The organism is Streptomyces sp. NPDC037203 (genome assembly GCF_055605065.1).
This window is the reverse complement of sequence record NZ_JBVJUC010000001.1, coordinates 92,505-116,462: the sequence shown is the minus strand read 5'-3', so window position 1 is coordinate 116,462 and position 23,958 is coordinate 92,505. Positions and strand designations below refer to the sequence as shown.

18 protein-coding genes are annotated in these 23,958 nt (G+C 71.7%); 7 read left to right on the top strand and 11 right to left on the bottom strand.

Going from position 1 to position 23,958, the window contains the following annotated elements:
* Position 1: 1 nt before the first annotated feature.
* From ACZ7EC_RS00525 to ACZ7EC_RS00510, 4 genes are all read right to left on the bottom strand, one after another.
* Complete coding sequence (locus ACZ7EC_RS00525) at positions 2–2,146, bottom strand: bifunctional serine/threonine-protein kinase/ABC transporter substrate-binding protein (RefSeq protein WP_471057750.1); 2,145 nt, start codon at positions 2,144–2,146, stop codon at positions 2–4.
* Positions 2,147–2,148: 2 nt separating this feature from the next.
* Complete coding sequence (locus ACZ7EC_RS00520) at positions 2,149–4,275, bottom strand: bifunctional serine/threonine-protein kinase/ABC transporter substrate-binding protein (protein ID WP_471055702.1); 2,127 nt, start codon at positions 4,273–4,275, stop codon at positions 2,149–2,151.
* Positions 4,272–4,913 (bottom strand): hypothetical protein, encoded by a 642-nt coding sequence (locus ACZ7EC_RS00515; protein WP_471055699.1) that lies wholly within the window; start codon positions 4,911–4,913, stop codon positions 4,272–4,274. Before ACZ7EC_RS00515 ends, ACZ7EC_RS00520 begins: the two co-directional genes overlap by 4 nt.
* Positions 4,914–5,553: 640 nt before the next feature.
* Complete coding sequence (locus tag ACZ7EC_RS00510) at positions 5,554–6,045, bottom strand: SRPBCC family protein (protein WP_471055696.1); 492 nt, start codon at positions 6,043–6,045, stop codon at positions 5,554–5,556.
* A gap of 104 nt (positions 6,046–6,149) precedes the next feature.
* Here ACZ7EC_RS00510 and ACZ7EC_RS00505 point away from each other — a divergent pair, with 104 nt between their 5' ends.
* A complete protein-coding gene (locus tag ACZ7EC_RS00505) occupies positions 6,150–6,908 on the top strand; it encodes a TetR/AcrR family transcriptional regulator (RefSeq protein WP_471055693.1) in 759 nt (252 codons plus the stop codon).
* A 417-nt stretch (positions 6,909–7,325) separates the two neighbouring features.
* On the opposite strand, the gene ACZ7EC_RS00500 is transcribed toward ACZ7EC_RS00505, so the two are convergent.
* Together ACZ7EC_RS00500 and ACZ7EC_RS00495 are read right to left on the bottom strand one after the other, a co-directional pair.
* Complete coding sequence (locus ACZ7EC_RS00500) at positions 7,326–8,447, bottom strand: epoxide hydrolase family protein (RefSeq protein WP_471055690.1); 1,122 nt, start codon at positions 8,445–8,447, stop codon at positions 7,326–7,328.
* Positions 8,448–8,499: 52 nt separating this feature from the next.
* On the bottom strand, positions 8,500–9,948 hold the full coding sequence (locus ACZ7EC_RS00495) for an MFS transporter (RefSeq protein WP_471055687.1): 1,449 nt from the start codon (positions 9,946–9,948) through the stop codon (positions 8,500–8,502).
* Positions 9,949–9,999: 51 nt separating this feature from the next.
* Between ACZ7EC_RS00495 and ACZ7EC_RS00490 the strand changes: the two genes are divergently transcribed.
* Positions 10,000–10,584 (top strand): CGNR zinc finger domain-containing protein, encoded by a 585-nt coding sequence (locus ACZ7EC_RS00490; protein ID WP_471055685.1) that lies wholly within the window; start codon positions 10,000–10,002, stop codon positions 10,582–10,584.
* 361 nt (positions 10,585–10,945) lie between these two features.
* Positions 10,946–12,409 carry an amidase gene (locus ACZ7EC_RS00485; RefSeq protein ID WP_471055683.1) on the top strand — a complete coding sequence of 488 codons (1,464 nt, stop codon included), beginning with the start codon at positions 10,946–10,948 and terminating at the stop codon, positions 12,407–12,409.
* Between the two features lie 553 nt (positions 12,410–12,962).
* On the opposite strand, the gene ACZ7EC_RS00480 is transcribed toward ACZ7EC_RS00485, so the two are convergent.
* The gene (locus tag ACZ7EC_RS00480; RefSeq protein WP_471055680.1) at positions 12,963–13,733 is read right to left on the bottom strand and encodes an MBL fold metallo-hydrolase; all 771 of its coding nucleotides are present in this window, start codon (positions 13,731–13,733) and stop codon (positions 12,963–12,965) included.
* Positions 13,734–14,380: 647 nt separating this feature from the next.
* Positions 14,381–14,962: a fasciclin domain-containing protein gene (locus ACZ7EC_RS00475; protein WP_471055677.1), complete on the bottom strand. Its 582-nt coding sequence runs from the start codon at positions 14,960–14,962 to the stop codon at positions 14,381–14,383.
* Positions 14,963–15,291: 329 nt separating this feature from the next.
* Between ACZ7EC_RS00475 and ACZ7EC_RS00470 the strand changes: the two genes are divergently transcribed.
* Both ACZ7EC_RS00470 and ACZ7EC_RS00465 read left to right on the top strand, forming a co-directional pair.
* Positions 15,292–16,809 (top strand): DUF1254 domain-containing protein, encoded by a 1,518-nt coding sequence (locus ACZ7EC_RS00470; protein ID WP_471055675.1) that lies wholly within the window; start codon positions 15,292–15,294, stop codon positions 16,807–16,809.
* Positions 16,810–17,683: 874 nt separating this feature from the next.
* The gene (locus ACZ7EC_RS00465; protein ID WP_471055672.1) at positions 17,684–18,898 is read left to right on the top strand and encodes an MFS transporter; all 1,215 of its coding nucleotides are present in this window, start codon (positions 17,684–17,686) and stop codon (positions 18,896–18,898) included.
* Positions 18,899–19,237: 339 nt separating this feature from the next.
* Here the strand turns inward: ACZ7EC_RS00465 and ACZ7EC_RS00460 are convergent, their stop codons facing one another.
* Positions 19,238–20,905, bottom strand: a complete 1,668-nt coding sequence (locus tag ACZ7EC_RS00460) for a glycoside hydrolase family 27 protein (protein WP_471055670.1) — start codon at positions 20,903–20,905, stop codon at positions 19,238–19,240.
* Positions 20,906–21,390: 485 nt separating this feature from the next.
* A complete protein-coding gene (locus ACZ7EC_RS00455) occupies positions 21,391–21,528 on the bottom strand; it encodes a hypothetical protein (RefSeq protein WP_471055667.1) in 138 nt (45 codons plus the stop codon).
* A gap of 124 nt (positions 21,529–21,652) precedes the next feature.
* Here ACZ7EC_RS00455 and ACZ7EC_RS00450 point away from each other — a divergent pair, with 124 nt between their 5' ends.
* Positions 21,653–22,786: a DUF5937 family protein gene (locus tag ACZ7EC_RS00450; RefSeq protein WP_471055665.1), complete on the top strand. Its 1,134-nt coding sequence runs from the start codon at positions 21,653–21,655 to the stop codon at positions 22,784–22,786.
* A gap of 523 nt (positions 22,787–23,309) precedes the next feature.
* A complete protein-coding gene (locus ACZ7EC_RS00445) occupies positions 23,310–23,486 on the top strand; it encodes a hypothetical protein (protein WP_471055662.1) in 177 nt (58 codons plus the stop codon).
* Between the two features lie 30 nt (positions 23,487–23,516).
* Here the strand turns inward: ACZ7EC_RS00445 and ACZ7EC_RS00440 are convergent, their stop codons facing one another.
* Positions 23,517–23,876 (bottom strand): DoxX family protein, encoded by a 360-nt coding sequence (locus ACZ7EC_RS00440; RefSeq protein ID WP_471055659.1) that lies wholly within the window; start codon positions 23,874–23,876, stop codon positions 23,517–23,519.
* Positions 23,877–23,958: the final 82 nt, after the last annotated feature.

Here is a 23,958-nt window from a genome sequence, read left to right as displayed (position 1 = left end):
GCTAGACCTTCGCCTCCTGGTACTGGCCCAGGAAGATCGGCGTCCCGTGCTCGACCCGCCACAGGAACAGCCCTGGCTCCGCGTCCACCTCCGCGGTGCGGTTCCGGAAGGCGAACGTCCGGGTGATGCCCCGGTACGACACGGCCCTCAGCCGGTGGGTGAGGTTGCTACGGTCCACGGGGCCCGTTCCCAGGGACGCGAGGGCGTGCGCGACGAGACCGAGGGCGTCGTAGCCCTCGGCCGCGCCCCGGCCGACGCTCTGGACGCCGTACCGCTTCTTGAACGACCGCACGAAATCGGCGGCAGGCGCCAGACGGGACGGGTCCACGAACGTCGCCGAGAAGACCCACCCCTCGGCCGCCGGACCGGCCGCGCGCAGGAACTCGGGCGTGAGGACGGCTTCGGTCGCCGCGGGGGTGCCGGTGAACCCCGCCGCCCGCAGCGCCCGTGCGCAGGAGGCGGCGCGCCGCGAGGAGTCACCGCAGTAGACGACGGCCTGTGCGCGTGCCGCGATGGCGGCGGCGACCGCGGGGCCGAAGTCAGCCGTGGCGGCGACTTGGTGGCGCACGACCGTGCCGTTCGACGGAGGGTGCCCGGCCAGGTTCTGGGCGATCAGCCAGCTGTAGTCGCGGGCCGCCTGGTCCTCGACGAGGAAGGTGCGGCGGGCCGGGCGCACGCTGGTGAGATAGCGGACCAGGGGTGTGTCGATCGCGGTGTCGGAAGGACGCAGCTGGAACACGGACGACGTGGAGTTCTTCATGTCCACTGCGGCGTACAGGGAGTCCGAGCCCGCCCAGGCCGTCACCATCGGCAGGAACGCCGCCTTGTACGGGTCCGCGGCCGCGAGGGCCGTGGTGTCGGACGTCGGCCCGATCACCGCGCACACCCGGCCGTCCGCGACGAGGCGTCGGGCCGCCTCCTTGGCGCGGTCCGCGTCTCCCGCGTCGTCGAGGACGGTGAGGGCCAGGTCGAAGGGGCGGTCCGCGCGCGCGTTGTGCTGTTCCACCGCCAGCCGGACGCCGTGCTCGACCGAGGCACCGAGTGCCTTCCCGGAACCGGAGAGGTCGGCCTGCACGGCGACGGTACGGCGTGGGCGGGAGGCGGCGGCGGACGGCGGATCGCCGCGGCCGGTCAGCCAGGCGGCCGTGGAGCCGCCGGCGGCCAGGATGACGGCTGCCGTACCGCCCAGCACCAGCAGGCGCCGGCGGCTCGGGGCGGGCGGCTCGTCCACCGGCGTTTCGGGTGTCGTGGGCCGCTCGGGCTCGGGCAGGTGCAGCACCTCGGCCGACCGTTCGGCGATCACCGCGGGCAGAGTGGGCGGCAGCCAGTCGTCGGTGCCGAAGTCGCCGAGCGCGGCACGCAGTTCGGGCACGGTCGGGCGGGCGGCGGGGTCCTTGGCGAGACAGCGGGCGACCAGGTTCCGCAGCCCGTCCTCCGCGATGCCGTCGAGGCGGGGCTCCTCGTGCACGGTCCGGAAGATGACGGCGGGCACCGTTCCGCTGCCGAAGGGCGGCCGGCCGGTCGCCGCGTAGGCGAGGACGCAGCCCAGGGAGAAGACGTCGCTGGGCGGGCCGACTTCCTCGTCGCGGGCGCGTGCCTGTTCCGGTGCGAGGTAGCCGGGCGTGCCGATCACCACGTCGGTCGCGGTCAGGGCGGTGGCGCCGCCGACGCGGGCGATGCCGAAGTCGATGAGGCGGGGCCCGTCGAGGGCCAGCAGCACATTGCCCGGTTTGATGTCGCGGTGCACCAGTCCGGCCGCGTGGACAGCGGCGAGCGCCTCGGCGAGCCGCGCCCCCAGCGCCAGTACGGTGTACGGGGGCAGCGGCCCGTACCCGGCGACGGTCTCGGCGAGCGAGGGCCCGGGGACGAAGACGGTGGCGATCCAGGGTTCGGCCGCTTCCGGGTCGGCGGCGGTCACGGGCGCGGTCCAGCGGCCGTCGACCCGCGCGGCGGCCTGTGCCTCACGGCGGAAACGGGCCCGGAACCCCGGATCGGCGGCGTGCTCGGCGCGGATCACCTTCAGGGCGGCGAGGGCACCGCCCTCGGAACGGGCGAGGTAGACGACGCCCATACCGCCCGCGCCGATCCGCGCGAGCAGGCGGTGCCCGCCGACCGACACCGGGTCCTGAGCGGTGAGCGGACGCACCGTCACGTCCCCTTCGGCTGTGGCGCCCTGTCCGGGGCGGGCCCGAGGTACTGGAAGGCGCCGTCGCGCACCTGGTGGACGAAGCTGGCGGGGGTGCTGAGCTGCAGCATCTTCCGGTCGAAGGCGAAGTCTCGGGTGATGCCCCGGTACGTGCCGGCCTGTAGCGGGGCGACCAGTGCCTCGCGTGCCGGGCGCCGGCCCCGTACGGCGGTGAGCCGGTGGATCAGCAGGTTCGCCGCGTCGTACCCCTCGGCCGCCCAGAAGGCGGGGGCGTGGCCGTACCGTCTCCGGAACGCCCGGGCGAAGGAGCGGACCCGAGCCGCGTCGGGACCGATCGCCGTGGCCACGACCGTCCAGCCCGCCGCGCTCTCCTCGGCGGCGAACCTGGGATCGAGCGCGGGTTCGGCCGCGTACTTCGGTCCCTCGAAGCCGGCCAGTCCCCTGGCCGCCCGGATCGCCCCCTCCAGCGGCCCGGCGTAGACGAACGCCTTGATGCCGGCGCCCCGCATGTCCTTCAGGACGGGCCCGAAGTCGGTCGTGCCGGCCGGGACGACGCGGGGGTGGGTGGCGTCGCCGTACTTCCGGACGATGAAGTTGACCATCTGGATGGTCTGCCAGGACACGTCGCCTGCCGTGCGGTCCAGCAGGACGCCGACGGGGGTGGCCGCGCTGGTCGCCTCCAGCTGGAAGGCCAGTTTCATGGCGACCGTGCCGTGCAGGGGGCGGCCGCGTACGAAGGAGCGGATGTTCTGGTACAGGTTCTGCCCGGCGGACATGCTGATCACGGGCAGCAGGGCCGCGTCGTAGACGGGCAGCGCGGCCTGGGTCGTCTGGTCGGTGCTCGAGCCGAGCACGGCCAGCACGTCCGGGTCGTCGGCGAGCCGCTTGGCCGCGTCGGCGGCACGCTCGGCCCGGCCCGCGTCGTCGGAGGTCTTCAGCTCCAGCGTGAACGGCTTGTCGCGGCGGGCGTTGAACTCCTCCACCGCGAGCCGTGCCCCCTGCTCCTGTGCCCGCCCGGCCCCCCGGCCGGCGCCGCTGAGATCGGCCTGCACACCGAGCGCCCAACCGGGCGCGGCCGCCTGCTTCTTGCCGCTTCCGCCGGTGTGGCGGGCTGCCCAGGCGGCCACGCCGCCGCCCGCGGCGAGCACGGCGGCACCGCCCGAGGCGACGGCGAGGAACCTGCGGCGCGACGGGGCGGGCGTGGGCGGCGCCTCGGCGAGCGTGGCCTGGATCTCGGGCAGGGCCAGCATCGCGGCCGACCGTTCGGCGACCGTGCGGACGACGTCGGCGGGCAGCCACTCGGCGGTGCTGGGGGACACGTCCTCCACCAGGGCGGCGTCCAGCTCGGCCGCGGAGGGCCGGTCGGCGGGGTCCTTGGCCAGACAGCGCAGCAGGACGGCGGCCGTCTCCTCCTCCACACCGTCGAGGTCGGGGCTGTCGTGGACGGCTCGGTAGAGCAGGGCATCGACGGCGCCGCTGCCGAAGGGCGGCCGGCCGGTCGCCGCGTAGGCCAGCACGCAGCCCAGCGAGAACACGTCGCTCGCGGGCCCGAGGCGCTCGCCGCCGGCCGTGGCCTGCTCGGGGGAGAGGAAGCCGGGGCTGCCGACGACGAGGTCCGCGGAGGTGATCGCGGTGTCGTCCACGGAGCGGGCGATCCCGAAGTCGATGAGGCGGGGGCCGTCGGCGGCGAGCAGGATGTTGCCCGGCTTGACGTCCCGGTGCACCAGACCGGCCTCGTGCACGGCGGCGAGCGCGCGGGCCAGCATCTTGCCGAGCAACCGTACCGTCCGCACGGGCAGCGGGCCGTGCCGGCCGACCGCGTCGGCGAGGGACGGACCGGGCTCGAAGGCCGTGGCCAGCCAGGGCTGTTCGGCGTCGGGGTCGGCGCCGGTGACCTTGACCACCCACGGGCTGTCCACACGTCGCGCGGCGTTCGCCTCCCGGCGGAAACGGGCTCGGAAGGCGTCGTCGTGCGCATACTCGGACTGGATCACCTTGACGGCGGCGAGCGCACCCGACTCCGTACGGCCGAGGTAGACGACGCCCATGCCGCCCTCGCCGAGCCGGGCGAGCAAGCGGTGACCGCCGATGAACGACGGGTCGGCGGGACGGAGGGAGCGGTCGGTCACTTCTGGGCCCCCAGTTCGCTGCGCACCTTGGTCTCCATCCCGGCCACCGCCCGTGCCTGGACGGTCAGCAGGTCGCTCTGGTCGAAGCCCTTGCCGCCCTCGACGGCGACGGCGATGGTCACCGGGCCGAGCCGGACCTGGTTCCAGACGTAGTACGTCGACCCCTTGCCGAGGGCCGGGTTGTCGTACGTGCCCATCTCGATGAGGTAGTCGTCGGCGGAGGTGTTGCCGTTCGTGCCGTAGCCGGCGCCCATAGAGTTCAGGCCGATGATCCGCTCGGTGGCACGCAGCTGCTGATCGGGGCAGCGCAGCGCCTCCTCCAGCGTCTCGGCCATCTCCCAGTCCGCCTGCCCGGCGGTGCGGTGCAGGGTGACGGTGGCGGCGGTGCGGACCTCGCCCTGCGCGCCGGCCGCGGGCAGCCGGCTGTAGCGGGTGAAGGTGGCGAGGACGTCGCCGGGCAGTGACTCCTGCCGCCAGACGCAATCGGCGCCCAGGACAGGCCAGTCGGCCGGGTCACTCTCGTAAGGGGGACGCTTGACGTAGCCCGGACCGTAGCTGTCCGGGCCCGCGGTGATGGCGCGGACCAGGCCCAGGGCGGCGGACGGCGTGGTGGGGACGCGCGCGGGGTCGACCGTCACGCGCTCGGTGGTGACATTCGTCCCGCGCTGTCCAGCCGGTGAAGACGCGGCGGCGGAAGCGCTCGGACCGGTCCGGTGCCCGCCGTCGCTCAAGCCGGAACAACCCGCGAGCAGTGCCCCGCACACGGCCAGCACCGTGTGTCCCCGCCTCGTACGTCGTTGCGTTGCAGCGCACGCCATGAAGCCCCCGATCACCATGCGTCTGTGCCAGTGTGCGACCGGAGCGAGTGTAGGGGACGCCGGTCAACTCCCTGTTCTGGCAATGCGGTTGGCGTGACCGCGTGCCCGGAATGCGCCGGCAGGTCACCCGCCGCGTCGTCAGGCCCGGAAGGTGGGCCACCGGGCAGCACCTGTCCCGGCCGACCGCCGAGACCGAGACCGTCGGTATCCACCTGCGGCTCCTGACGGCCGGTTCTCGTGACCGGGCACACCCCGTTCCGGGTTGCCCGCTCGCCCGCCCTCGGTGCGGTCGGGCGGGACGTGACCCGAGCCCACCGACGAGCGCTGGCAGCGGACCAGGCGCCGCCGGGAGCCGACAGCCTCGGCGGCCGACTTCTCGGGAAGCCCCGGCCCTGATCTTCGTCCCCAGTGAGCCACACGCTGAACGAAGGATTCGATTCGAGCGGCCGACGTGGGGCGGTCAGTCCTCGTACGGGAGACTGCGCTTGGGACCGCTGCCGGGGCGGAGCCTGCCCGCCTCATCGAGGTCGTCGAGGACCGCGGGCAGGCCGACGCGCAGCATCTTGCGCCGGACGCGGCCCAGGATCTGGGCCATGAAGAACCCGCCGGTTCCTGCAAAGCCCACGTGGTCGTAGGTGAAGCGCGTTCCTGTGGCCCGAGGCTCGATCCGGTAGGTGACCTCGGTGGTTTCGCCGCCGCCGTGGTCGGTCCACGAGTAGCGCAGCAGTCGCGGCTCGTCCACGTCCAGCACGACGCAGTCGACGATCCCGCTCCACCCCGGCTTCGGCTTCGCGATGAACCGGAACTCGGTGCCGACGGTGGTGGTGAATCCTTCCGGTCGTGCCCCGGCGCCCGTCGCCGTCCACAAGGGGATGAGCGCCGGATCGGTGACGGCGCGCCAGACCTTCGTGGGGGAGTGCGGGTAGTCGCAGACGATGTGGATGGCGCTCATGGGGGCTCCCAGGGCAGTGCGGACGTCTCGCCGCAGAGAAAGTTACAGCAACTAAAAAAGTACAGTAGCAGTAATAACCGGGTCGCTGGACTACGCTGTCCTGCGTGAGCACGGTGGACTGGACGGGATGGCGCAGACAGGCCGGGGAGCCCGCGCCCGAGGGGCTGCGGGAGCGGAAGAAGCGTCTGATGCGGCAACGTCTGTCGGATACCGCGACCGAGATGTTCCTGGAGCACGGCTTCGACGGCGTTCGCGTTGCGGAGATCGCCCAGGCGTGTGGAGTCTCGGAGAAGACGGTTTTCAACTACTTCCCCACCAAGGAATCGCTCATCCTGGACCTCGATGAGGCCACGATGACCGCCCTGCGCACCGGTCTGGCCATCCCTGGCCGCTGCCCGGTCGACGCGGTGCTGCGGGTCCTGTCCGACGAGTTGCACGGCCTGACGTCCTGGATCGCCGCACAGGACGACTCGGGTCAGGCTGCCGCCATGATCAGGCGCTTCCGCGAGTTGATCCGGTCCACGCCCTCACTACGGGCCTATCACCGCGACATGACCGACAAGCTCGTCGGAGTCGCAGCCGAGGCGCTGGCCCAGCGCGCCGGGATGAGCCCGGATGATCCCGAGCCGCAGATCGCGGCAACGGCTCTGATCGGGCTGTGGCCCATCCAGTTCCGGAGCCTGGGAAAGCACCTGAAGGTCGTTCGTACACCTGAGCAGGTTCATGAGGCGGTGACCGCCGACGTCCGCCGTGCAGCCAAGCTCATCGAGGCCGGCCTGGCCTCGTTCAAGGCTCTGGGGGAACCGCCGACACCCCTGCCCGCAACGCACTCCGAGCCAGAGAAAGGGCTGCCGACTCGCTGACATGGGAACCCCCGCCGAGTAGCTCTCCCGCCCGAACCGCCTGATGGACCAGCAGGTGCGGATCCCGTCCTCGTACAGCTCCTCGTCACCCTCCTCGTGGTGCTCCGCACCCGCGGCTTCGCCGGGGCCGCCGGCGGTGGGCTGCGGGACGGGCGGCTCCGGGGCGGCCTCGACGGCCGGCACCGCGCCCGTCGATTCCAGGCCCAGCGCGGCGAGGGCGGCGCGCTGCTCCACGGTGAGTTCGTCCCGCCGGCTCTTGGCGTTGGAGAGCCATACCCCGAGTTTCACCGGCACTACTTCGCCGTCGACCGTGAGCTCGGTGATCGTGGCGCAGGCCGAGACACGCTCGGTGGCCAGGTGCACGGAGACGCCGGCCTGGCAACTGGTGACCTTGTCCGCAGGGGGCGGCACGGACCGTCAGCGAATCAGGCGGAAGAATCCGCGCACCTGCTCGACCAGCGACTCCGGCTGCTCCAGCGCGGCGAAGTGGCCGCCGTGCGGCAGCTCCTCGAACCAGCGCAGGTCGGTGAACCGCAGCTCGGCCTCCCGTCTCGACGGGCGGGTTATGTCACGCGGGTAGACCGACAGCCCGGAGGGCGCGGTCACCTTGTCCCGGAAGTTGGCGAAGCTCTCCCAGTACAGGCGCGCCGACGATGTGGCCGACGCGGTGAACCAGTAGACCGAGATCTCGTCGAGGATCGTCTGCCGCGACAACGCGTCCTCGGGATGGCCGTCGTTGTCCGTCCACGCCCAGAACTTCTCGGCGATCCAGGCCGCCTGCCCGGCCGGGGAGTCGGTGAGGCCGTAGCCGAGCGTCTGCGGCCGGGTTGCCTGGATCGCCGAGTATCCCCGGCCGGTGCGCTGCATCTCCTTCTCGGCCTCGAGATTCGCCAGCTCCGCGGGCGTCGGGTCGTTGAACGTGCCCGCCGCCACGGATCCCAGGTTCAGGTGGACGCCGGCGACCCGCTCGGGCGCCACTTCGCCCAGCGCCCCGGACACCGCCGAACCCCAGTCGCCGCCTTGCGCGCCGTACCGTTCGTAACCCAGCGAGACCATCAAGGTGTCCCAGGCGCGCGCGGTGCGCGTGATGCCCCACCCGGTCGTCGACGGCTTGTCACTCCAGCCGTACCCGGGCAACGACGGTGCGACCACGTGGAACGCGTCCGCCGGGTCCCCGCCGTGCGCACGGGGGTCGGTCAGCGGGCCGAGGATCTCAAGGAATTCGAGCACCGAACCCGGCCACCCGTGCGTGAGCACGAGCGGGAACGCGTCCGGCTCCGGCGAGCGGACGTGCAGGAAGTGGATGCCCAGCCCGTCGATGGTGTCGCGGTACTGCGGGAACACGTTCAGCCGCTCGGCGAACCCGAAGTCGTAGTCCTCGGCCCAGCTGCGGCACAACTCCTGTGCGTACGCCAGCGGCAGCCCCTGCGACCAGTCGTCCACCGGCTCGCGCTCGGGCCACCGTGTCCGTCGCAGTCGTTCACGCAGGTCCGCGATCTCGGCTTCGGTGATGCTGACCTCGAATGGCTCGGCGGACATGGCAGGGCTCCTTACGGGTCGAGGCGTTGTCGGACCGGTTGCGGGTGGCCTGTCAGCGCGGGCTCCCACGCGTGGCACCGGGTTCGGGGTGGCGGTCGGCGGCAGGGCGCCGGGTCAGGCTGAGGACGAGTCCGGACAGGGGGAGTGCCGCGAGCACGGCGAGGGCCACCGGCGCCGGCACGATGCCGGACAGGCCCGCGACAGCGGCCGGACCGATCCCGCCACCCAGGGCGTTCATGAAGTTGAGCAGGCCCTGTGCGGTGTGGCGGTCGTCCGCGGCGACCAAGTCCGGCGCGAGGCTCACCAGTACGGCCTGAGCGCCGGCGAACCCGCACACGGTCAGGGCTGTGCCGAGGACGATCGGGATCGGCGCGGTGGAGACCGCGACTACGAGCACGCCGATGACGGTGAGTGCCGCAAGCCCGGCCGACACCTGCCAGCCGGTGAAGCGGTCGGTGAAGGTTTCGACCAGCCGCCCGGCCGGCACCGAGCAGGCGGCGGCCGGGACCAGGAGCACGCCGGCTGCCAGGGGGCCACCGCCCGTGGCCTGCTCGATCAGGGACGGGGCGCGGAACAGCACCCCGTAGTAGCCGGCGAAGACGGTCCCGCCGATGAGCCCGGCCGCCAGGAAGCCGGGGGATGCGATCACCCGTCGGGGCACGAACCCCTCGGGCGTACTGCGCACGCGCCACCACAGTCCCACGGCGGCGAGCGTCCCGGCTGCGGCCACGACGAGCGTGACCGGAGCGGGCAGGCCGACGGAGTGCGCCTGCAGCAACGTGATCAAGGAGCTGGCGAGTACCGACAGCACGGCCGCGCCGGCGATATCGAGTCGCTCGGTCGGGTCGTTTTGCTCGCCGCTGCCGTTCCGCGTCATCGCTCGCCGGCTCGGCAGTGCGGCCAGCAGGAGGGGTAGGGCGAGGGCCGGGATCGCGAGCACGGCACGCCACCCGAGCCATGCGGTCACCGCTCCGCCTATCAGTGTCCCGCACCCCGACGCCGTCGCGCTCGCGGCCGCGATGATCCCCAGGGCGCGGATCCGCTGCTGTCGTCCGGTAAGGGCGGTGGCCGCGGCAAAGACGGCGATCACCGTCGCGCCCGCCCCGGCGCCGCCGATCAGCCGGCCGACGATCACGACGGACAGCGTCGGGCCGGCCCCGGCGAGCCCGGAACCCGCGGCGAGCGTCACGACCCCGGCGACCAGGACCTGGAAGGGGCTCCAGCGGGCCAGCAGCCGACCCGCGAGCGGCATCGCGAGCGCGGAGGTCAGCGACCACGCGGCGAGAATCCATGCGGTGGCCCCGAACGGCACCGCGAGTGCGCGGCCGATGGCCGGCAGGGCCACCGACGGCGCTCCCAGTGCCACGTACACCGGCAGCACCAGCATCCCCAGAACCAGCCCCAGCCGACGCCCGTCCGGGGCATCCGCTCGCTCCGGTGCCGGAGCACCTCCAGACGCGATCGTCTGCGGCGCCGTCCCCTGCCGCGTATGCTGTGACATGCTAAAGCTCCTTTACGTGTAACATTACGAGGCAGTGCGGAGACACGTCAAATGCGGGATGCGTATTACAGTCCACTGGCGGTCCAGACGGCCGTCGACCTGGCCAACACCTTGAGGCCGGTCAAGGGAGAGGACGCGCTCGAGACCGTGGAGCAGCTCCGGGGCTTCCTCGACGACCATCCCGCGGCTGAGCCTTTGAGTTCGGCAGCGAATCAAGGGACCGGACCGCGGCATCTCACCCCCGCCGACCTGGCGGAAGTCCGCGCGTTGCGCGAGACGGTGCGTCAGGTGCTCGAACGGGCCAACACGGACGCGGTCGAAGCCGCGGCTCTGATCAACGAGGGTCTGCGTCGCAGCCGCGCCACCCCGGTACTGCGCCACGAGGACGACCACTGGTGGACCGAGGTGACCTCCGACACCGACCACTGCGCGGCGCACCTTGCCGCGACCACGCTCAGCGCACTGGCCTCCGTGATCGCCACGCTTGGTCCCGCTCGCCTCGGCGTATGCGCCGGGCCGGTCTGCCGGGCCACCTTCGTGGACCTCTCGCGCAACGGCTCGAAGCAGTACTGCACCCGAACCTGCGCACACCGGGCCAGCGTCGCGGCCTACCGGAGCCGCCGCAGCCCGAGTTGAGCACCGGCACCCGACCCTGCCAGGCCGGCTCCGGGGATGCTGATCCGGACACGCGCCATCCACGCCGCCTCTGGATACAAAGCGATTCGTCCGAGAGGCCGGGCAGTGACGGGACCGGCGTCCTGCGCAGGATGCCCCGTCAGGTCCGGCGAGGTCCGGTCAGGTTCCCAAGTCCACTCCGTGACGAGGCGGTAGCGGTCCAGGTTGTTGCGACCGGATCGTCCGCCGGCAGGCCGAACATGATCGGTGACAAGACGGACTGCTGCCCACCAGTTCAGGAACAATGGGCTCCGAACACGGTTGCGACAACGGTGCTTTGTGAGGTTTCGTGGCAAACGCAGAACCGAGGAAAGGTGAGCACATGACGGAGAGCCCCGTGTCGAGCGAGGAACTCGCATGGCTGGACGCGACGGCGCAGGCCGACCTGGTGCGACGCGGTCTGCTGACGCCGCGTGAACTCGTCGAGGCCGCCATCGAACGGATAGAGCGACTCAACGGCACACTCAACGCCGTCATCACACCCCTGTATGAGAAGGCCCTCGCCGAAGCGGACGCGTCCGGACTGCCCCATGGCCCGTTCCGCGGTGTGCCGATGCTGCTGAAGGACGCCCTGTGCCAGACCGCGGGTGATCCGTACCACGGGGGGATGCGCGCGCTGCGGGACCGCGACTGGCGGGCTCATGAGGACTCCACCCTGGCGACACGGTTCCGGTCGGCTGGCTTCGTCTTCTGCGGCCGGACGAACCTTCCCGAGCTGGCCACCAGTGTGACCACGGAGCCGTTGGCCCACGGGGCGACGCGCAACCCGTGGGCCCTCGATCGATCGCCTGGCGGCTCGAGCGGTGGGTCGGCGGCGGCGGTCGCCGCCGGCATGGTCCCGGTGGCGCACGGCAACGACATGGCCGGCTCGATACGGATGCCCGCCAGCGCCTGCGGCGTCGTCGGTCTGAAGCCCACTCGGGCACGGTCCTCGTTGGGGCCACAGTACGGCGAGTACTGGGGAGGGGTGACGCACGAGCACGTGCTGACCCGGTCGGTGCGTGACACCGCCGCCGTGCTCGACGTGACAGCCGGTGCGGCGGTCGGTGACCCGTACGCGGCGGCACCCCCGGCGCGGCCCTACCGCGAGGAGGTCGGAGTCGATCCGGGCGCACTGCGGATCGGGTTCCGCTCGATCCCGCCGGGTGCGACCGACCCGGCCCACAAGGAATGTGTGGCGGCGGTCGAGCACGCGGCCCGGCTGCTCGACGGCCTCGGCCACCACGTCGAGCCGACACCGGCGGCCGCGCTGGACGCACCCGAGCTGTTCCAGGCCCTGCCCACCCTCTTCTCCGCCATACTCGCCTGGGAGTTGGAGCAGTGGTCGCAGCGTCTCGGCGAACAGCTCGAACCCGCCGACCTGGAGCCGATGAACGGGGCGCTCGCGGAGGCGGGCCGCTCGGTCACGGCCGCGCAGTGGCTCTCTGGCATACAGGCGTGGCAGAAGTGGGCGCGAGGTGTGGCCGGCTTGTGGGAGACCGAGGTCGACGTCTTGCTCACGCCGACGCTGCCCATTCCCCCGCCGCGCCTCGGTGAGCTGGCTCCGGACGCGAAAGCCCCGATGGACCTGGTGGCCGATGTCGCAGGATGTATCGCCTTCACCCTGCCGTTCAACGTCACCGGCCAGCCCGCCGTCTCCCTGCCCCTGTACCGCACCTCCGACGGACTCCCCATCGGCGTGCAGCTCGTCGCCGCGCACGGCCGGGAGGATGTGCTGATCCGGTTGGCCTCCCAGCTCGAGCGAGCCGCTCCGTGGTCCGGCGCGCACCCACCGTTCTCCGCCTGAGGGCTTCCAGCTCACTAACTGTTCTTTATTTTCCGTCCGTTTCGGTTCGAGACCGTCTTCCGGATACTCGCCGCGCCATCGCTTCACGCGGTTGAAGCACCGTTCGACGCCATTGCCGTGCTCGTGGGCCGCGCGGTCGATGGCCGGCGGGCGGCCTCCGTGGCCGCCGCGCCGTGCCCGGTTGCGGACTTGGTCGGCCCGCTCGGAAATTGTGTGCGTGATGCCGTGGCGGCGGAGCCGACTGCGGATGGCTCTTGGGTTGTAACCCTTGTCGCCCAGGACGTGATTGGGCCGGACGCGGGGGCGCCCCCCCGGCCCCGCGCGGGGCACCCGGATCGCTCCGGCCGCATGCTGGTGAGCGCGGACGATCGTGGCATCGACCGACACCAGCCACTCGACGTCTCCCGCCGCGTCCGCCTTCGCCTGTGCGTCCCGCAGCATCCGGTCGAACGTCTCGTTAGCGGCCTGACGAACTCCCCATCGTCATCCGACAGTTCATGGCGACGTATCGCGACACTACGATCCACCAGCAGTGAAAATTTGAAGACGCTGCCTAGCCGATCGAGAAGGTGGCGCCGGGGGCGGCGTAGTCGACGGAACCGCCGAACCGCGCCGAGGCACGTGCCACCGCTTGCTGCGGCGTGAGGAAGCGGCCGACGTGCGTGACGATCAGTCGGCCCGCCCGGGCCGCGCCGGCTGTGTCGCCGGCGTCCTCGGGCGTGTGGTGCACCTGTTCGCCCTCGACCGGTGCCTGTGCACTCTCGGCTTCACACAACAGTACGTCGCATCCCTCGGCCAGCTCCGTGAGGCTCGGGCAGGGTGCCGTGTCCCCGGAGTACACCAGTGATCTGCCTGCCGCCTCGATGCGCACGGCGAAGGCCGGTATGCCGTGCGACACCGCCCGGCTGGTCAGCCGGAGCGAGCCAGTGGCCGTCTGGTGCCCGTCGTGCAACTCGGTGACGGCGAAGGCGGATTCGATCGGGCTGCGGGCTGGAGTGTTGGTGAGAAAGCCGGCCAGTCGGTCGGCGATTCCAGGCGGACCGTAGAGAGGGATGGGCGCTGCGAGGCGGATGTCCGCGTACAGGGCTCCGTAGTACGCGGTGAGCAGGTCCGCGCTGTGATCGGCGTGCAGATGCGAGATCCAGATCGCATCGAGCTCATTCAGCCGCACATGCCGCTGGAGTGGACCGAGCGTCCCGCTGCCCGCGTCCACCCAGATACGGGTGTCCCCGCTTGACACCAGATAGCCGGAGCAGGGATTGTCCACGCTCGGGTAGGGCGTTGCGCAGCCCAGGACCGTGAGGCGCAGAAGCTCGTCACTCATCCCAAGATCCTAGAACACACGATCCACAAGTCTCGACGATTACTCGTCCCGCGGGGGGCGTTGTCTGCGGCAGTACGCTCAGGCCGTACCTGCCGCCGCCCGTCGGCCCGGCACTGGTCGGTGGCGTGGCCCGTCCTGGTGGCCGTGCCCGCCGCGGCCGGAGGGGCGCTCGGGCGGGCGCCCCGTCGCGCGGTCGGCCAGGGCCGCGCCTGGCGGGCGCAAGAGGAGGCCTGGGCGCGGGAGCTGCCCACGGCCGGGGTCGACGCGTTGTCGTGGCAGGAGTTCGAGACGTACATCGCGGACCGGTGCCGACGGGAAGACACTCCGGCCGCTTCGAGGACTTCGGTGATCTTCCGAGTTCCGTGACCGGCAGAGGCCGGGCCCCGGTCACCGGGCGGGAGCGAGCCGTGCCGGTGAGCCCCGGCTCGCGCTGGCCGGCGGCGCCGTCAGCGCCGGTGGGCCGCTGCCGGCGCGTGGCTCGGTCGGCGTGATCTTCGACGTGGTCAGGGGCGGGCCCCCGGCCGGAGCTCGGGGGACACCGGGCTCCCAAGCCGCCCGGACCCGCCCGCCTCGTACTCGGCCAGGGGGCCGTGAAGCGGGCGTGAGAAGGCCACGTCCCCCGAGCCCGCACGGGCCGCCGCCATGAGTCAGGACGAGGGGGGCTGGAGAACCGAGTCGATGACGTAGATGGTGGCGTTCGCGGCCTTGATGTTGCCGCAGACGATGCTCGCCTTCCCGTTGACCTTGAAGTCGGTGCCCGAACCCGACGTGGTCAGTTTGCCGCCTTCCACCGTCGTGAAGGAGCCATGGGAGAGTTCGTTCGGCGTGATCTGCTTGTCCACGACGTGGTACGTCAGCACCTTCTTCAGCTGCCCCTCGTTCTTGAGCAGCGAGGCGAGCTGCGACGCGCTCACCTTCTGGAACGCCTGGTCGTTGGGGGCGAAGACGGTGATGTGGGGCTTTCCGTCGAGGGTGCCGTTCAGCCCCGCCCGGACCGCGCCCGAAACCAGCTGGCTGAGCTGCGGATAGGCGGCCGCCGCCTTCGTGACCTTGTCCTTGGCCGTGTCGGCCTTCTGGTGGAGCGCCGAACATCCGGTCCCGAACGTCCCCGACGGGCTCGGAGACGCGTTCTGTGCCTGGCTCTGCGACGCCATACCTCCGAGGGCGAGCGGTACGGCGACCAGAGCCGCCGCGGTGGCCTTCGCTGTGCGCATGCTGGTGAACCTCATGGGAACCTTCCTCCCGTGGAGGCGTGGACTCTGCCGAGGGCGGGCCGCGGAAAGACCTCGTTCCCGCGCGAATCCTCGTGTCCGCGCGCGGGGTGGGCGGCTGCCGCGCCACGGCCCTGGGCCATCCCCGGCTGTCCAGCGAGCGTATCCGGCAGGTGCTGGTCACCGCATCCGGAAGGCGGGGCGGGACGAACCCGCGCCCTGCCGAGCCACTGGTCCGCTCCCGTCCCGGCTGCGCCGATCGGCGACGCGGAGGAGGATGGTGGCGGGGGAGGAGGGAAAGGCGGCCGCGACCGAGCCTTCATACGGTTGAGCGAAGTGGTACCGACATGTCCGAGACATCACAGAACCCTGCCTGGCGGCGCATCCCGGAGGACGTCGCCGGCGTGGCCGTGACGGTGGCACGGGCCGCCGGGCGTGCGGCCCTCCACCCGAAGTCCACGATCGGCCGCGCCCGCCATCTGCCGGACATCGTGCCCGCGCTCGGTCAGGCGGTGAAACCGATCCTGACGGGCCGCACGGGCGGCGACTGGCGCGGCGAGTACGCCTACACGCTCGGCGAGCAGGCGTTCGTCTACGGTTTTCCGTACATCTACAACGCCCAGTTGAGGCACGACTGGGTGACGCAGCCACGGAACCCGGCCACGATCCCGTACGCGCCCGTCAACCATTTCTGGCATGCCGAGCGCCTGCTGGACGCGACGTACCGCGACGGCGGGTGCCCCAACAACGACACCCTGTATTCGGCCGCCTGGGTGCATCTCGGCGACGAGCCGGTCATCCTCTCCCATCCCGACATGGGCGATCGGTACTTCACGTTCGAACTGGTGGGGATCACATCCGACAACTTCGACTACGTCGGTCAGCGCACCACGGGCTCCGGCGCGGGCTGCTTCGCCCTCGTCGGTCCGGGATGGAAGGGCAAACTCCCCGCCGGGGTACGCCGTTTGAAGAAAGCCCCCAGTCCCTGGGCCCTCGTCCTCGGCCGCACTCTCGTCGACGGCCCGGACGACGTGCCCCAAGTCCGGGAACTCCAGGAGCAGTACCGGCTCACACCGCTCAGCCTGTACGGCAAGGCGGACGCGAAGGTCCCCGAGAGCCGTGACGTCCTGATGCCCGTCCCTGCGGAGGAGGATCCCCTGGGGCCGTGGAAAACCCTCAACCTGATGCTGGCCGAGAACCCTCCGCCAGCCCATCATGCCGTTCTCCTCCAGCAGTTCGCCCAGATTGGTGTCGGCCCCGGCCTCGACGTCGAGGACCAGCCCGACGCGGTCAGACAGAGTCTGATCCGGGCCGCCGGCGCCGGCGTGCCCCTGCTCAGACAGCAGCTCCTCAGCGGGGACTGGGCCGAACTCGTCCACGGCTGGCGCTACCCCCCGCCGCAGATGGGACGCTTCGGCGACGACTTCCTCAAACGTGCCGCCGATCAGTCGCTGCTCGGCGTCGCCGCCAACGACCCCGCCGAAGCGGTCTACTTGCTCAACTTCGACGACGCGGACGGCGACAAGCTGTCCTCCGCGGGCCGGTACGAACTGCGCTTCCCAGGCGACGCCCTGCCCCCGGTCGACGCCTTCTGGTCGCTGACCGCCTATGGCGAGGACATGAATCTGATCCCCAACCCGGCCGATCGCTACTCGGTGGGCGACCGCAGCGCAGGTCTGCGGTGGGACGCCGACGGCGGACTGACCATCCACCTCCAGAGCGAGCCGCCCGGCCAGGACAGGGAAGCCAACTGGCTGCCCACCGCGGCGGAGGGCACCTGGTTCGTGGCGCTTCGCATGTACCGGCCCCGTCCGGCGGTGATCGACGCGACCTGGGAATGCCCACCGCTGACCCGCGTCGCCTGACGATGCAGGCTGCGGGCACCTCGACGAGGAAATTGCCGGACGGCGGCCCGCCGGGTGCGGCGCTCACTCTGGCCGGTTGTCCAGCCCCTTTTGATGGCCCGTGAGGTGCTGGACGCGCCCGAGCGCGTTCCCGTGCCGGTAGTCCTCGCGGAAGCAACGCGCTCCCCGCGCCGCCGTGTTGCGTGAATCGGCCGTGGTCATGACCCAGTCCGGGATGTGCGACACCGGACCCGCCGACCACCTTGTGCGGAAGCGGAATCGCCGATGACTCTGACGCTGCGCCACGCATCCCGTCATCCACGGTCCGTACCGGCCGTGCCCCGAGACAGACAGGAACCGACCGTGTCCCGTGAGTCCGCAGCCGGGGCCGCCGAGCCGACCGCCTCCGTCATCCGCCCCGCGTCCTCGCTGCCCCCCGGCCGACGAACTGCGGCCCGTGCTGCGGGACTTGCGCCAGGGACGCGCCGCCCCTGGGGGGCCGGACGCTCGCCCACGTCTACGACGCCGACCTGCCCCGCCTGGATGACCTGGCGCCCAAGCATCACCCTGACCGTCGGCTGTGGTGCGTGATGGCGGCGCGGCGGTGGGGGTCGCCGTATCCGGACCGGGGCATCGGGACCGCCGACGGCCCCTGATGGTGATGGCACGTCTCCGCGTGCGTGCGAGCCGGGCGAGTGGGAGACGTATGTTCATGACCGACCCTGACCCGAGACGAAGGGAGACAGTGGTGACAAGGCTGACGGGCAGCGCCCTGCGGATGGGCGGACCGGTCCGGTGATCCCCGACGAGTGCGACGCCATCCGGTGCGTGGGCGGTGAGGAAGAGGCGTGAACTGGTTGCTTGTGGTCGTCCCCTTCGCACAGGCGCTGCGGGCATGAACCCGGCGTCCGAGGAGCCGGAGGCGGAGCATCCCGAGCGGATGGGGCCGTGGCGGTTCGTGGTCTGGTTCGGGACGGTCAGCCTGCTCGCCGATTTCGTCTACGAGGGTGCCCGGTCGATTACCGGTCCGCTGCTGGCCTCATTGGGCGCCTCCGCCCTCGTCGTCGGCATCGTCACCGGTGCCGGTGAGGCGGCGGCCTTCGGGCTTCGACTGGTGTCCGGCCCGCTTGCGGACCGGTCCAGGCGCTTCTGGGGGCTGGCGATCGCCGGGTACGCCCTGACCGTCGTCTCCGTGCCGCTGCTGGGCGTGGCCGGAGTTCTGTGGGCGGCCTGCGTGCTGGTGCTCGCCGAGCGGGTGGGCAAGGCGGTGCGCTCACCGGCCAAGGACACCCTGCTCTCGCACGCCACCGCCGCCACCGGACGTGGCCGCGGCTTCGCCGTCCATGAGGCGCTGGACCAGATCGGCGCCCTGGTCGGCCCGCTGCTGGTGGCGGGTGTGCTCGCGCTGACCGGGAACGACTACGGTCCCGCGCTCGGCGTGCTCGCCGTCCCCGGCATCGCCGTACTGCTGCTGCTGTTCTGGCTGCGCGCCCGGGTGCCGGACCCGGAGGCCTACGAACGTGAGGTGGAGGCCGCCACGCCCGCGCCGCCGGACGCGCGGGACGGGCGGCTGCCGCGGGCGTTCTGGACCTACGCCGGGTTCACCGCGGCCACCACGACCGGATTCGCGACCTTCGGTGTTCTCTCCTACCACCTGGTCGCGCGGCATCTGCTGAGTGCCGCGTGGGTGCCGGTGCTGTACGCCGCGGCGATGGCCGTGGACGCGGTCGCGGCGCTGGCCACCGGCTGGCTCTACGACCGGATCGGACCGCGCGTTCTGGTCGCGCTGCCGGCGCTGACCGCGGGTGTGGTCGTGCTGGCGTTCAGCGACACGGTCGCCGTCGCGGTGGCCGGGTCGCTGGTGTGGGGCGCGGCCATGGGCATCCAGGAGTCGACCCTGCGCGCCACGGTCGCCGATCTGGTGCCAAGCGGCCGACGGGCGACCGCGTACGGCCTCTTCGCCGGTGTGGTCGGCGCGGCGAGCCTGGCCGGCGGCGCGCTGACCGGCGGGCTGTACGGCTACTCGGTCCCCCTGCTGATCACGGTGGTCGTCGCCATCCAGGTGCTGTCTGTGGTGTTGCTGCTGGTCACCAGGACCAAGCGAGGGTGACACGGACTTCCGACGAGTGCCCGACGCTCGCTCGATCCGTGTGGCCTTCCGGGGCCCGGGCGCCAGGGTCGGGGCAGTCTTCGGGGCCGGAAGACCGGGGCGGCCCACGGACGCCATGCGGGGGGCCGCCGAGGACCCCGGTACCGCGGTGGCCGCCGCCTGTGGGGCACCAGCTGGCTATGCGACGACGGCGCGGACGTGGCGCGGTCATGTCACCCGAATCTCGGTCGGGAGTGGCGTGCCCCCTGCCTCGTATGGACGACGGCCCCCGCGGCAGGTGGCCGCCCGGTGCCGGACGGCCCCGCCCCAGGGGTGGGAGCGGGGCCGCGGGCCGCCGGATCAGCCCAGTCGCCACTGCTGGTTGGCGCCGCCGTTGCAGGTGTAGAGCTCCACCTGGGTGCCGTTGACGTTGCCAGAGGGCTGGTCGCCGCCGGTGACGTCGAGGCACAGGCCGGACTGGACGCCGGTGACGGTGCCGTCGGGGTTCAGCCGCCACTGCTGGTTGGCGCCGCCGTTGCAGGTGTACAGATCGACTTTGGTGCCGGAGGTGGTGGCGCCACCGTAGGCATCCAGGCACTGGGTGCCGCCGTACAGCCGCAGTTCGCCCGCGGCGGTGGGCGTGACCTGCTGGTTGGCGCCGCCGTTGCAGTCCCAGATGTCGATCTTGGTGCCGGGCGTGGTCTGCTTGTCGTAGGCGTCCAGGCAGCGGCCGGAGGACGCGCCGATCAGCGGGTGCGTCGTGCCGGTGGTGGTGGCGCTGCCGGTGGACACGCGGTACATGACGGTGCCGTGGCCGGGAACGGTGGCCGATATCGCGCCCGTGGTGGTGGTCTTCACGTGCGACCACAGGTTGTTCAGGGTGTAGCCGCTGCTGGAGGCGGGCATGCCGACCGCGGACGCGGTGGTCGAGATGGTGGCCGCGCCGGAGTTCTCGTTGAACAGCGCCACCGACACGTCGCCGTTCGCGAGCGGTTTGGCCAGCACGTCCAGGCCGCCGGCGGAGGCGATCTCCACGCCCTGTTTGCCGAGGGAATCCTGGTCGACGGCGATGACGTCGCGGTTGCCGAGGATGGAGGCGGTGGCGGCGGTGGAGCCCGGCAGGTCGTTGCCGGCGATCAGCGGCGCGGCCATCTCCGCCCACAGGCTGAATTCGCTGCGGTCTTCGGTGAAGGACATCCCGCCGTTGCCGACCTCCAGCATGTCCGGATCGTTCCACCCGCCGGGGCCCGCGTACTCGGCGAGCTGGACGTTGGTGTGGAAGTTCGACAGCATGGAGCTGTAGTTGTCGCTGATGTCGCCGGTGGTGCGCCACATGTTGCCGACACCCGCGCCCCACTTCCACACGCTGTCCACGCCCCACTCGCACAGGCTGAACAGGATGGACCGGCCGCTGCGGGCCAGCGCGTCGCGCATCGTGGTGTCTCGCTGCTGCGCGGGACTGCCGTCGCTGTTGCAGTTGTCGTACTTGAGCAGGTCCACGCCCCAGGAGGCGAAGCTGTTCGCGTCGGTCTGCTCGTGGCCGAGGCTGCCGGGGAAGCCCTGGCAGGTCTTGGTGCCGGCGCTCTCGTAGATGCCCAGCTTCAGGCCCTTGCCGTGTACGTAGGCGGCAGTGCCGGCGATGCCGTCGGGGAACTTGGACGGATCGGGCACCAGGTGGCCGCCGGAGTCCCGGCTGCCGGCCATCCAGCAGTCGTCGATGTCGACATACTTGTAGCCGGCCGCGGCCAGACCCGAGGACACCATGTAGTCCGCGACGGACTTCACCTTCTGCTCGGTGACGTTGCAGCCGAACTTGTTCCAGCTGTTCCAGCCCATCGGCGGGGTCAGCGCCAGCCCGTTGGGCAGCGCCGCCGCCTGCGGCGCGGTGCCGAGGGCCCAAGCGGCCGACGCGGTGAGCAGGGCCAGGACGGTGCCGGACGCGGCGAGGGCGGATCTGCGGGCGACGCCGTGCCTGCCGCCCTTCCCGGCCGGGTGCGCGCGGGATTCGCGAGCGGGACGAAAGTGCATGTGCCCTTCCTTCCAGTCGGAGTGTCCGCCTGAGGGGCATCCGGCCGCAGGCGAACCCACGTGGCGTTGCGTCACATCCACGCCGGCAGCAGCGGCAGGCCGGCCACGTATGTGTGGTGACGGTGGAAACTGTTGGTTTCTGTGCGGATGCTTGCATACCGTGGCAGGCCGCGCCTCCTCCGTCAAGAGGGGCGACGCGGCATCCGGGGACCAGCCTCTGCGAGCTCGACGAAAGAGGTGAGCGGCGTCAGTACGGAGTGCGCGTACGACCGCATCGTCTTCGCGTCCTCGCGCTCCATGGCTCGAGCAGGATGGTCAGCTCCGCCCGGCCCAGCCCAGCGACCTGACCGACTTTCCAGACCTTCCGCTGGTCTGATCTGGGCGACATTCAGGTCGCGGGGACACGGGGCACCGGGCAGAAGGTGTTCCCTGCTCAGGTCGTCGTCGCCGGTGCCCTCGAATCCCTCCCGGCGTACGCGGGCGTGCTATGCGGCCCGGTGGCGCAGCAGGCGTATGAGGGCGCGCAGCACCGCGAGGTCGTGCCGTCCGGGTGCGGGCGGGTGGGGCGTGCCGTGGGCGCGGGCGCGGTGCAGGTCGAGGAGGTACTGCTGGGTGATGCTCATGGCGGTCGCCTTCCGGGAACGTGGAATGGCCCCAGGTTGCGCGCGACCCGCGCGGATGTCCCGTGGATTGACCGCTGCCGTCAATCCGCGAGGCGTTGTCGGTGGTCCGGTGCACGATGGGGGCATGAGCGTGACCATCGACATCACCGGCCTGGCCGCCGACAGGAGTGCCCCCGAGGCCGACAGGTGGGCGAGGATCTCCGTCGTGCCCTCGCCGCTGGCCGAGCTCGGGATGGCGCTGCACGTGCTCGGCGAACCGGGCCACCACCCGGAGCTGGGGGGCTGGACCGCCGCCGTCTCCTCCCGGCTGAGCCCCCATCTTGCCGACCGGCTGTGCGAGGCGGACTTCTTGTGGCGTACGACGTTCTCGGACGTCTTCTGGGCCTTCGCCGGCATCCCCGGCGGCCGGGTGCTCCCCGGGGCCACGCTGGCCGAGGACCTGGAGCTGCTCGACAAACTGACAGACGATCAGTTCGTGCAGGCCGCCCTGGAGTTCACCTGCGGTGTGCGCGGCGACACCCCCCGGCCCGACACCCTGGACGACCCGGTGCTGCGAAGACGCGCCCTGGACATGGCCGCCGCGCGCGGCCCGATGCAGGAGCGGTTCACCCGCCGGCTGCTGGAGGATCCGCCGGCCGTCCGGGCCTGGCTGCGACAGCTGCTGCTCGACTGCGAGGAGGCCTTCTTCGCGGACACCTGGGCCCGGATGCAACCCCAGCTCGCCGCCGAGGCCCGGCACCGCACCGAACTGCTGCGCCGCAGGGGCCTGACCGAGGCCCTGTGCTCACTGTCCGGGGCGTTCTCGGTGGACGAGGAGGCCGCGCTGATCACCGTCGACAAGCTGCCGGTGGTGCGCACCGCCACCGGGAACGGCGGCCTGGTGCTGGTGCCGACCAGCCTCGGCCGCCCCCACATCCTGGTCCTGCACCGGCACGGCTGGCAGCCCGTGATCACCTACCCGCTCAGCGGCCCGCGCCCGCAGGCCCCGTCCGTCGCCGAACTCACCCGGCGCCTGGAGGCACTGGCCCACCCGGTGCGGATGCGACTGTGCCGTTACCTGGCGCGCGCCCCGCACACCACGAGCGAACTGGCCGAGGCGTACGGCATGTCGGCACCCGAGATATCCCGGCACCTGGCGGTGCTGAAGAAGGCGGGCCTGATCACCCAGTGCCGCCGCGGCCGGTACGTGCAACACCAACTGGACCTCTCGGCGGTGGCCCGGCTGGGCAGCGACTTCATCGAGGGGCTGCTGCGCTGAACCGCCCGGCCGCAGCACCGCCCGAACGAGGGTGACCGGCCGGGAGGCGGCTCAGCCGAGGCGCCCGGTCACGGTGCGCGGCTCAGCCGAGGTTCCGCCGCGTACCGGGCCGGTCTCGTACGCCAGCACCAGCCGCCCTGACCGAGCCTGGCGCGGCGGAGGCGCGTGAGCTGGACGCTGCCGACCCGGCCCGCGTCCGAGGTGCCCTGGCTTTCGGTTGCCACTCCGATTCGGTCTCCTGCACCGGTTACGCCGGGAGGCGCTTGTTCGGCTTGGTGGAGGCATCCGAGAGGTAGAGCGCTGCATCGTCTTGCGGAAGACGCCCAGCCGCTCGGCCAGGGGCCCCGGCACCTCCAGCCACCTCCACCCGCTTCAGCGCCCGAAGTTCAGCGAACGCTCACGTACGCGCGGCCGGGCGACACCGTGCACGTCTCCGCGGCACCGGGCACATCCTCGACGTGCTCGATGCCCTCCTCCGGACCGCCTCGCGCTGCGCATCCACGACGGCGCCATCGCCGACCTCATGCCCGACCACACCACCATCGAGGAGGACGCCCCCGCTCCAAAGCTGCCCAGCACCCTCGACATGCCGGGCAAGGTCGCCGACTTCCTCCGTACGGTCGACCCGGAGCCCGTCGACAACGCCTGGGCGATCCCGGCACAGCGTAAGGCCCACCGCGAGTACGCGAACCCCCTGTAGTCGCATCCACCGGTCGAGGACCGGACTCGGTCACCGCCGAGTGGCCAGCCAAATGGCCACGGCCGCGGTGACGGTGAGCCCGGCGTTGAGTGCGATCCGGCGGTCTTCGCCCGTCAGGTGGACGGCGATCGCGCCGGTCTGCAGCAGTACGAAGCCGATGGCCGCGGCCGTCGCCAGCGAGGGAGCGATACCGGTCAGCGGCGGCAGGACCAGGCCGGCCGCGCCGAGTATCTCGACCGCCCCCAGCGCCCTGAGGGCAGGCAGGGGTATGCGGTCGACCCAGGCCATCATCGGGCGGAGTTGACAGCGGCTGCGGATCACCTTCAGCGTGCCGGCGTAGACGTAGAAGACGGCGAGCAGTCCCGCGACGATCCAGTAGGCGATGTCCATGCTTCCCGTTCATGGGCCACCGGTTCACGGGGACCCGTCGATTGCGTCGATTACCAGAAGGGCCACTGGTCAGGCCCGGTTC

Excerpts from the sequence above, each read along its gene's own strand:
- ACZ7EC_RS00485 (WP_471055683.1), top strand. The coding sequence starts at position 10,946 with ATGACGGAGAGCCCCGTGTCGAGCGAGGAACTCGCATGGCTGGACGCG.
- ACZ7EC_RS00470 (WP_471055675.1), top strand. The coding sequence starts at position 15,292 with ATGTCCGAGACATCACAGAACCCTGCCTGGCGGCGCATCCCGGAGGAC.
- ACZ7EC_RS00480 (WP_471055680.1), bottom strand. The coding sequence starts at position 13,733 with ATGAGTGACGAGCTTCTGCGCCTCACGGTCCTGGGCTGCGCAACGCCC.
- ACZ7EC_RS00475 (WP_471055677.1), bottom strand. The coding sequence starts at position 14,962 with ATGAGGTTCACCAGCATGCGCACAGCGAAGGCCACCGCGGCGGCTCTG.
- ACZ7EC_RS00460 (WP_471055670.1), bottom strand. The coding sequence starts at position 20,905 with ATGCACTTTCGTCCCGCTCGCGAATCCCGCGCGCACCCGGCCGGGAAG.
- ACZ7EC_RS00450 (WP_471055665.1), top strand. The coding sequence starts at position 21,653 with ATGAGCGTGACCATCGACATCACCGGCCTGGCCGCCGACAGGAGTGCC.
- ACZ7EC_RS00440 (WP_471055659.1), bottom strand. The coding sequence starts at position 23,876 with ATGGACATCGCCTACTGGATCGTCGCGGGACTGCTCGCCGTCTTCTAC.
- ACZ7EC_RS00495 (WP_471055687.1), bottom strand. The coding sequence starts at position 9,948 with ATGTCACAGCATACGCGGCAGGGGACGGCGCCGCAGACGATCGCGTCT.
- ACZ7EC_RS00465 (WP_471055672.1), top strand. The coding sequence starts at position 17,684 with ATGAACCCGGCGTCCGAGGAGCCGGAGGCGGAGCATCCCGAGCGGATG.
- ACZ7EC_RS00490 (WP_471055685.1), top strand. The coding sequence starts at position 10,000 with ATGCGGGATGCGTATTACAGTCCACTGGCGGTCCAGACGGCCGTCGAC.
- ACZ7EC_RS00510 (WP_471055696.1), bottom strand. The coding sequence starts at position 6,045 with ATGAGCGCCATCCACATCGTCTGCGACTACCCGCACTCCCCCACGAAG.
- ACZ7EC_RS00455 (WP_471055667.1), bottom strand. The coding sequence starts at position 21,528 with ATGAGCATCACCCAGCAGTACCTCCTCGACCTGCACCGCGCCCGCGCC.
- ACZ7EC_RS00445 (WP_471055662.1), top strand. The coding sequence starts at position 23,310 with ATGCCCGACCACACCACCATCGAGGAGGACGCCCCCGCTCCAAAGCTG.
- ACZ7EC_RS00500 (WP_471055690.1), bottom strand. The coding sequence starts at position 8,447 with ATGTCCGCCGAGCCATTCGAGGTCAGCATCACCGAAGCCGAGATCGCG.